Raw genomic sequence first — 8,603 nt, 5'->3', positions numbered from 1 at the left:
ATGCGCAGGCGCAGCAGGCGGTCGAAGCCGTCGCTGTCGCCGCCCACGGTCTCGGCCACGACCAGTCCGCGCGCGGCGGCTTCCTGCAGCGCGTTGACCGGCGTGACCCGCGTGGAGGCTTCGCCCAGCAGCGAGGCCACCAGCAGGCGGGTCAGCGGGCGCGGATCCAGCGTTTCGCTGCGCCCGGCATAGGTGAGGTGCAACCGCACCGGCGCCGGCACCAGGCGCGTGGCCAGGCGCCCGAGCGCCGACATCAGCGGCATCCACGGGCCGACTTCGCGCGCGGCCTCGGCGCTGAGCGGCGGCAGGTTGACGCAGCCGGCGACCGCGCCGGTCTCGAAATAATCCAGCACTTCACGGGCGAGGATCGTGCTCACGGCCTGCTGCGCTTCGCCCGTCGATGCGCCCAGGTGCGGCGTGAGCACCAGCTTGGGATGCGAACGCAGCGGCGAATCGGCGGGCAGCGGTTCGGTGGCGAAGGTGTCGAGCGCGGCGCCGGCCAGCTGCCCGGAATCCAGCGCGTCGAGCAGCGCCGCCTCGTCGACCAGGCCGCCGCGCGCGGCGTTCACCAGGTAGGCGCCGCGCTTCATCAGCCCCAGGGTCTGCGCGTTGAGCAGGCGCGTGGTTTCCTTGGTACGCGGCACGTGCAGGGTGATCACGTCGGCCCAGGCCAGCAGTTCTTCCAGGGTCTTCAGCGGCACGCTGCCGTGGGCGGCGGCCGACGGCGGCAGGAACGGGTCGAACGCGGCCACGTCCATGCCCAGGCCGCGCGCCTTGCGCGCGACCGTGCCTCCGATGCGGCCCAGGCCGATCACGCCCAGTTTCTTGCCTTCCAGTTCGAAGCCGGTGAGCCCGGCCTTCGGCCATTCGCCCGCCTTCATCCCGGCGTCGGCACGCGGCACGTGGCGGGCCAGCGCGAACAGCAGCGATAGCGCATGCTCGGCGGCGGCCAGGGTGTTGCCGTCGGGCGCGTTCATCACTGCGATGCCGCCGGCGGTCGCGGCTTCGACGTCGATCGTGTCCACGCCCGCACCGGCACGACCGATCACCCGCAGGCGTGCACCCGGCACCAGCGCCGCGGCGGGCACCGGCGTGGCCGAACGCACCAGCACGGCGTCGACGCCGGCCAGCGCCTGGGCCAGGCGGGCAGGATCCTTGATCGGTTCGGGGGCGACGGCGACGTCCCAGCCCGCTTCGCGGAACAGGGCCAGGCCGTCTTCATGGATGCCATCGCATGCCAGCACTTTCATCTACGCGCTCCTGTGGTGTGGGGACCACGGACACGCATGCCGCCGGCGGACGGAACCCCGGCCGGGAAGCCGGGTTACTCTCTGCTACATACTCTCTGCAACAGCAGGTACATCCAATCGTGAAGACGGGGCCGGCAGGCATGGGAATCCGCGATTTGCCGGCAGGTTAGCAGACAGGAGCCGCGACATGCCACAGGCGAAGGGTGAGTTCGAGGTCAAGCGCAGCATGGAGCCGGGGTGCGACCTCGGCGACGGGGTCGAGGCGATGCACGTGCGCTTCGAGAAGCAGTTCAGCGGGCCGCTGGCGGCCAGCAGCGTGGTCCACATGCTGGCGGTGACCACGGCGGTCGAGAACTCGGCGGCCTACGTGGCGGTCGAGCGCGTGGCCGGCAGCCTGGACGGCCGCGAAGGCACTTTCCTGGCCGTGCACAAGGGCATCATGGACCGCGGCGCGGCGTCCCTGGACCTGGCCGTGGTGCCCGACTCGGGCACCGACGGCCTGGCCGGCCTGGCCGGGACGATCGCCATCGACATCGTCGACGGCCGCCACTACTACACCTTCGACTACGAGTTCGAAGGAGACTGAACCTGGACCGCCCTACTCGGCGGGCAGCTTCATTTCCTCGAGCAGGTGCAGCGCCGGGTAGACCTTGGCCAGCAGCCAGCGCAGGTAGCGCACGTCGACGTGGATCGCGCGCTTGTAGCGCGGGTCGTACATCCAGCTGGCGCTCACCGCTTCCCAGTTGCTGTCGAAGTTCAGGCCGATCAGCCGTCCGTTCGCGTCCAGCACCGGCGAACCGGAATTGCCGCCGGTGGTATCCAGGTTGGTCATGAAGTCGACCGTCTGGGTCTTGAGCACCGGGTCGGCGGTGCTGCCGAAATCGCCCTTCGCGATCGCGTCGCGCAGCGGCCTGGGCGCATCGAACGGCACCTGCCCGGTGTGCTTCTCGAGGATGCCCTGCACGGTGGTCAGCGGGGTGTAGTGCACGCCGTCGCGCGGATCCAGCGAGCTGACCTTGCCGTAGCTCACGCGCAAGGTGGAGTTGGCATCCGGATACAGCGGCTTGCCGTTGGCGGCGCTGTAGCCGGCCCAGCCGCGCATGTACGAGGGGCGCAGGCGCAGCAGGTCGCCGGCGCGGGCCTTGTCCACCTGTTCCTCGCGCAGCACGGCCGGCATCAGCCTGGCGGCCGCCTGCATCAGCGGGTCGTCGCTGGCGATCACCGCCGCCGGTTCGGCGGCCAGCAGTCCGAGGCGGACTTCGGCATCGCCCAGCTTCGTGCCGGCGTAGATGCGGTCCAGCGCGGCCGCCGCCGAATCGGCATCGGTGCCGAACACAGCGTCGATCTCGGCAATGCGCTGGTCGGCCGGCAGTGCGCGGTAGCGGCGCAGGATCTCGGCCAGGATCGCCTTCTCGACCTCCGGGTCGTAGCGGCGCTGGACCTGCTTGAGGGCCCCTTCGATCCGTGCTTCGTCGCGCTGCTGGTAGCCGCTCTCGCGCTCGGCATCGGGCTTGCCGCGCTCCAGCGCCAGGCGCTGCAACCTGTAGGCGCTGCCCAGCAGCTGCACCTGCGAACGCATCAGGCCGAACAGGGTGTCGCGATCGCTGGTCGCGTGCGCGGCGGCAACAAGCTTCTGCGCAGCCTTGATGTCGGCGATCGCGGCCTTGGCACCGGACTGCTTGCCGAACCAGGCCAGCATCGCGGCCTCGTCGGCGGCGCGCTTGTCCACGGCGTTGCTGCGGCGCAGGCCGTCGAGCTCGCCCTGGGCGCGCTTGAGGCCGTTCTCCAGCGACGCCATCTGCGCGGCGTACAGGACGGTGGCTTCCTCGTCGCCCTCGACCGCCTTCTCGATGGTGTCGACCAGCGCGCCGTAGATGTCCACCCGCGACGGCAGGGTGTCGTTCACCTGCTCTGCGAATTCCATCGCCATGCGATGGCGATAGGTGCGGCCCGGATAGCCGGCGAGCATGACGTAATCGCCCTCGGCGACCGGATCGGTGGACACCGTCAGCCAGGCCGGCGGCGTGTACGGCACGTTGTCTTCCGAGTACGCGGCCGGTTTGCCGTCCTTGCCGACGTAGGCGCGGTAGAACGCGAAGTCGCCGCTGTGACGCGGCCACATGAAGTTGTCGATCTCGTCGCCGTAGTTGCCGATCGCTTCCGGCGGCGCGTAGACCAGGCGCACGTCGGTGATCTCCAGCTGCTTGACCAGGTAGAAATCGGTGCCGTAGTACATGTCGGCGACGCTGCAGCGGTAGCCTGCATCGGCCTCGCACTCGGCCACCACCGCCTTTTCGGCGGCATCGACGGCGTCGTAGTAGGCGCGGCCGGTCTTGCCGCGCGCATCGGCCAGGATGCGGTCGGTGATGCGGTCGAAGGCGACGGTCACGAAGATGCGCGCGCCCGGCCCGGCGGAACGCTCGGCAGCCTGGTCGGCGGCGATGAAACCGTTGGCGATCAGGTTGTCCTGCGGCGTCGAGTTGAGCTGGATCGCGCCCATGGCGCAGTGGTGGTTGGTAACCACCAGGCCGTTGGGCGAGACGAAGCTGGCGGTGCAGCCACCCAGCGAGACGATCGCGTTCATCGGCGGCTTCGTCAGGTCGGCCAGCGCCGCCGGGTCGCCCTGGTAGCCGGCGGCCTTGAGCTGCGCGGCGATCTCCGGCAGCTGCGAGGGCATCCACATGCCTTCGTCGGCGTGGGCGGTGGCGCTCATGGCGCAGGTCGCGGCCATCGCCGCGGCAAGGGTACGGATTCGCATGCGTCCAGTCCTTATTCGGTCTTGTTGGCGGCGTCGAGCTCGGCGACCAGGCGCGGCGCCGGCAGTACTTCGTCCAGGATCCACCACATGTAGCGCGCATCCATCGCGATCACGCGGGTCATGTCGGCGTCGAACACCCAGTTGGAAACCACCGCCTCCCAGTTCATGTCGAACACCAGGCCGACCAGGTCGCCGCGCGCGTCGAGCACCGGCGAGCCGGAGTTACCGCCGGTGATGTCCAGGTCGGCGGTGAAATTGACCGGCACGGTGCCCAGCGCCTTGTCGGCGTGGTCGCCGTATTGCTTCGCTTTCACCGCGTCCAGCAGCACCTGCGGCGCGTCGAAGGGCTCCTCGCCGGTGGCCTTGGCGGCCATCTGCTCGACGGTGGTGAACGGTGCATCGCGGGTGCCGTCGAGCTTGGTGTAGCCCTGCACGTTGCCGAAGGTGATGCGCAGCGAGGAGTTGGCGTCCGGATAGACGAACTCGCCCTGGCTGGCCTTGTAGTCGGCCACGGCCTGCAGGACCAGCGGGCGGGCCAGCAGTTCATCGCCTTCGCGCGCCTTCTGCTGTGCTTCCATCTCCAGCACCGTCGGCATCAGCGCGACCGCAAGCTGCACGGCCGGGTCCTTGCTGGACTCGAACGCGGCGCGGTCGGCCTGCAGCAGGGCCATGCGATTCTCGAGCGTTCCCAGGCCCGTACCGGAAAGGCGCTCGAGCGCGGCGTCGATGGCGGCGTCATCGTTGCCGCCGAGCCATTCGTCGAGGGCGGCCACGTGCTGGTCGGCCGGCAGCTTCACGTATTCGCGCAGCCAGTACGCCTGCAACTGGCGATCCATCGCCGGTGCATGGCGGCGCTCCATCTGCTTCATCGCGCCTTCGATCGACGGCAGGTCCCGCTCCTGGTAACCAGGCTCGCGCTCGGCATCGGGCTTCTGCTTCTCGATCGCCAGGCGGTACAACGAGCTGGCGGTGCCGATGACGCCGGTGCGGCGCAACTGGCCGAACACGAAATCGCGGTCGCGGGTGGCGGCTTCCTGCGCCTGCAGTTCCAGCAGGCGCGCATGCGCGGCCAGCGCCGGCGCGCCCGCCTCGTCCTGACCCTTCAGCCAGGCCAGCACTGCTTCCTCTTCCGCATGCTTGCGCGCGCTCGCGTCGATGCGCTGGAAGCCGTCGAGCTGGCCGCTGTAGTTCTTGACCACGTTGTGCCAACCCTTGACGGTGCTGGCGTACTTGACCTTGATGTCCTCGTCCCTTGCACCGGCGGCTTCGACCAGCTCGATCAGCTTGCCGTAGTGCTTCACCACCATCGGGTAGGCCCACTGCGCCGTCTGGTCGAACTCGCTGGCCAGCGCGTAGCGCGAGGTGCGGCCCGGGTAACCGGCCACCATCACGAAATCGCCGGTTTCCAGCGGCTGGCTGGCGATTCGCAGCCAGTGCTTCGGCTGGTACGGGACGTTGTCCTCGGAGTAGGCCGCCGGCTTGCCGTCCTTGCCGACATAGGCGCGCAGGAAGCTGTAGTCGCCGGTGTGGCGCGGCCACATCCAGTTGTCGATGTCGCCGCCGTAGGCGCCGATGCTCTGCGGCGGCGCGTTGACGATGCGTACGTCGCGGATCTCGAGGTTGCGGAACAGGCGATAGGTGTTGCCGCCGGAGAAGCTGTAGAAGCGGCAACGGAAACCGGCTTCGGCTTCGCATTCGGAAACGAGCTGCTTGCTCAGCTTCTCCAGCGCGGCCGTGCGGCCCGGCGCATCCTTGGCGGAGGCAATGGCGGCCCTGGCCTGCGCGGTGACGTCCTGGATCGAGTCGAGCACGTAGATGCGCGCGTTCGGACCCCCCGACAGTTCGTCGCCCAGCGTCGCGGCATTGAAGCCGGTCTCGATCAGGTTGTTCTCCGGCGTGGAATTCAGCTGCAGGCTGCCGTACGCGCAGTGGTGGTTGGTCACCACCAGGCCTTGCGGGGAGACGAAGCTGGCGGTGCAACCGCCCAGGGAGACCACCGCGCCCATTGGCTGGCCGGTGAGGTCGGCGAGCTGTTCCGGCGGCAATTCCAGCCCGGCCTTCTGCAGCGGGCCGGCGATTTCGGGAAGCTGCTGCGGCACCCACATGCCCTCGCCCGCCAGGGCCGGGCCGGCGCACGCCGCGAGTGCGAATGCAAGGGTTTTCAGGGTCAGCCGCATGGGGTCGCTCCGGGTTGGAAAATCCGTTCGAGTATAGCCGCGCGCGTATAATCGGGGGCCTTCCCAAGGCTGGAACGACGGATGTCCTCGACGATGAAGGCGCTGGTCAAGCGCGAGCCCGGCAAGGGCATCTGGATGCAGGACGTGCCGGTGCCGGTGCCCGGGCCGAACGAGGTCCTGGTCAAGGTCGAGAAGACCGCCATCTGCGGCACCGACCTGCACATCTACCTGTGGGACGAGTGGAGCCAGCGCACGATCGAGCCGGGCCTGGTGATCGGGCATGAGTTCGTCGGCCGCATCGCCGATCTCGGCCCGGGCGTGACCGGGTACAAGGTCGGCCAGCGCGTTTCCGCCGAAGGCCACATCGTCTGCGGCCATTGCCGCAACTGCCGCGGCGGCCGCCAGCACCTGTGCCCGAACACCATCGGCATCGGCGTCAACCGCGACGGCGCCTTCGCCGAGTACATCGTGATGCCGGCCACCAACCTGTGGCCGATCCCCGACCAGATCCCCTCGGAACTGGCCGCGTTCTTCGATCCCTACGGCAACGCCGCGCACTGCGCGCTGGAGTTCGACGTGGTCGGCGAGGACGTGCTGATCACCGGCGCCGGCCCGATCGGCATCATCGCCGCAGGCATCTGCAAGCACATCGGCGCGCGCAACGTGGTGGTCACCGACGTCAACGACTACCGCCTCAAGCTGGCGGCCGACATGGGCGCCACCCGCGTGGTCAACGTCAGCAACACATCGCTCAAGGACGTGATGAGCGACCTGCACATGGAAGGCTTCGACGTCGGCCTGGAGATGAGCGGCAACCCGCGCGCCTTCAACGACATGCTCGACTGCATGTACAACGGCGGGCGCATCGCCATGCTCGGCATCATGCCCAAGGGCGCCGGCGTGGACTGGGACCGCATCATCTTCAAGGGCCTGACCCTGCACGGCATCTACGGACGCAAGATGTACGAGACCTGGTACAAGATGACGCAGCTGGTGCTCGGCGGTTTCCCGCTGGGCAAGGTGCTGACCCACCAGCTCCCGATCGACGAATTCCAGCAGGGCTTCGACCTGATGGAAGCCGGCAAGGCCGGAAAGGTGGTGCTGTCGTGGACGTGACCGGCAACAGCGCGACCGCGCGTTACCAGGCCACCCTGGAGGAGATCCGGCAGGCCGGGTTGTTCAAGGCCGAGCGCATCATCACCAGCCCACAGGCGGCCGAGATCGTCCTCGAGGACGGGCGCACTGTGCTCAATTTCTGCGCCAACAACTACCTGGGCCTCGCCGACCACCCGGCGATGATCCAGGCGGCCAAGGAGGCGCTGGACACGCACGGTTTCGGCATGGCCTCGGTGCGCTTCATCTGCGGCACGCAGGACCTGCACAAGCAGCTGGAGAAGACCATCGCGGACTTCTTCGGCACCGAAGACACGATCCTTTACGCAGCCTGTTTCGACGCCAACGGCGGCCTGTTCGAGCCGCTGCTGGGCGAGAACGACGCGATCATCTCCGACGCGCTCAACCACGCCTCGATCATCGACGGCGTGCGCCTGTGCAAGGCGAAGCGGTACCGCTACGCCAACTGCGACATGGCCGACCTGGAGAAGCAGCTGCAGCAGGCCCGCGCCGACGGCGCCGAAACCATCATGATCACCAGCGACGGCGTGTTCTCGATGGACGGCTTCATCGCGCCGCTCGACCGGATCACCGCGCTGGCGAAGCAATACGGCGCGCTGGTGCACATCGACGAGTGTCATGCCACCGGCTTCATCGGCGCCACCGGGCGCGGTTCGGCCGAGGTCAAGGGCGTGATGGACCGCATCGACATCTTCACCGGCACCCTGGGCAAGGCCATGGGCGGCGCGGTCGGCGGCTTCACCACCGCAAAGGCGGAAGTGATCGAACTGCTGCGCCAGCGCTCGCGTCCTTACCTGTTCTCCAACTCGCTGCCGCCGCACGTCGTCGCTGCGGGCATCAAGGCGTTCGAGATGCTGGCCGGCGCCGGCGAGCTGCGCGAGCGCCTGGCCGCGAACACTGCGCACTTCCGCGAGCGCATGCTGGCGGCCGGCTTCGAGATCAAGCCCGGCGTGCATCCGATTTGCCCGGTGATGCTGCACGATGCGCCGCTGGCGCAGGAATTCGCGCGCCGGCTGCTCGACGAAGGCATCTACGCGATCGGCTTCTTCTTCCCCGTCGTGCCCAAGGGCCAGGCGCGCATCCGCACCCAGATCTCCGCCGCCCACACCCGCGAGCACCTCGACCGCGCCATCGACGCCTTCACCCGCATCGGCCGCGACCTCAAGGTCATCCAGTAAAAGCGGTTTTAGCCACGGATTACACGGATGAACACAGATAGGACAAGAGCAAAGAAGCAGTTGCGCAGGTAATCAGGGCGCGCAAGGATCCACTAATTCTTTTGCT

6 protein-coding genes are annotated in these 8,603 nt (G+C 68.3%); 3 read left to right on the top strand and 3 right to left on the bottom strand.

All coding sequences use genetic code 11. The features are described 5' to 3' along the window. Positions 1-1,250 (bottom strand): NAD(P)-dependent oxidoreductase (locus QAA18_RS01795; protein WP_279410554.1); only part of this gene is annotated, 1,250 nt, incomplete at its 3' end. A gap of 187 nt (positions 1,251-1,437) precedes the next feature. Here QAA18_RS01795 and QAA18_RS01790 point away from each other — a divergent pair. Continuing rightward, complete coding sequence (locus QAA18_RS01790; RefSeq protein ID WP_279410553.1) at positions 1,438-1,836, top strand: DUF3224 domain-containing protein; 399 nt, start codon at positions 1,438-1,440, stop codon at positions 1,834-1,836. A gap of 12 nt (positions 1,837-1,848) precedes the next feature. Here QAA18_RS01790 and QAA18_RS01785 read toward each other — a convergent pair whose 3' ends face one another. Then, positions 1,849-4,008 carry a S46 family peptidase gene (locus QAA18_RS01785; RefSeq protein ID WP_279410551.1) on the bottom strand — a complete coding sequence of 720 codons (2,160 nt, stop codon included), beginning with the start codon at positions 4,006-4,008 and terminating at the stop codon, positions 1,849-1,851. Positions 4,009-4,019: 11 nt separating this feature from the next. Then, positions 4,020-6,185, bottom strand: coding sequence for a S46 family peptidase (locus QAA18_RS01780; RefSeq protein ID WP_279410550.1), 2,166 nt, complete (start codon positions 6,183-6,185; stop codon positions 4,020-4,022). A gap of 81 nt (positions 6,186-6,266) precedes the next feature. Here QAA18_RS01780 and tdh point away from each other — a divergent pair, with 81 nt between their 5' ends. Together tdh and kbl are read left to right on the top strand one after the other, a co-directional pair. Further along, on the top strand, positions 6,267-7,301 hold the full coding sequence (gene tdh, locus QAA18_RS01775) for an L-threonine 3-dehydrogenase (protein ID WP_279410549.1): 1,035 nt from the start codon (positions 6,267-6,269) through the stop codon (positions 7,299-7,301). After that, positions 7,292-8,497 (top strand): glycine C-acetyltransferase, encoded by a 1,206-nt coding sequence (gene kbl / locus QAA18_RS01770; RefSeq protein ID WP_279410547.1) that lies wholly within the window; start codon positions 7,292-7,294, stop codon positions 8,495-8,497. Before tdh ends, kbl begins: the two co-directional genes overlap by 10 nt. Positions 8,498-8,603: the final 106 nt, after the last annotated feature.

Source organism: Luteimonas sp. 8-5 (genome assembly GCF_029763755.1).
In the GTDB taxonomy this organism is placed as follows: Bacteria; Pseudomonadota; Gammaproteobacteria; order Xanthomonadales; family Xanthomonadaceae; genus Cognatiluteimonas.
Note: the sequence above shows the minus strand (reverse complement) of the source record. Positions and strands in the feature narration are given on the sequence as shown.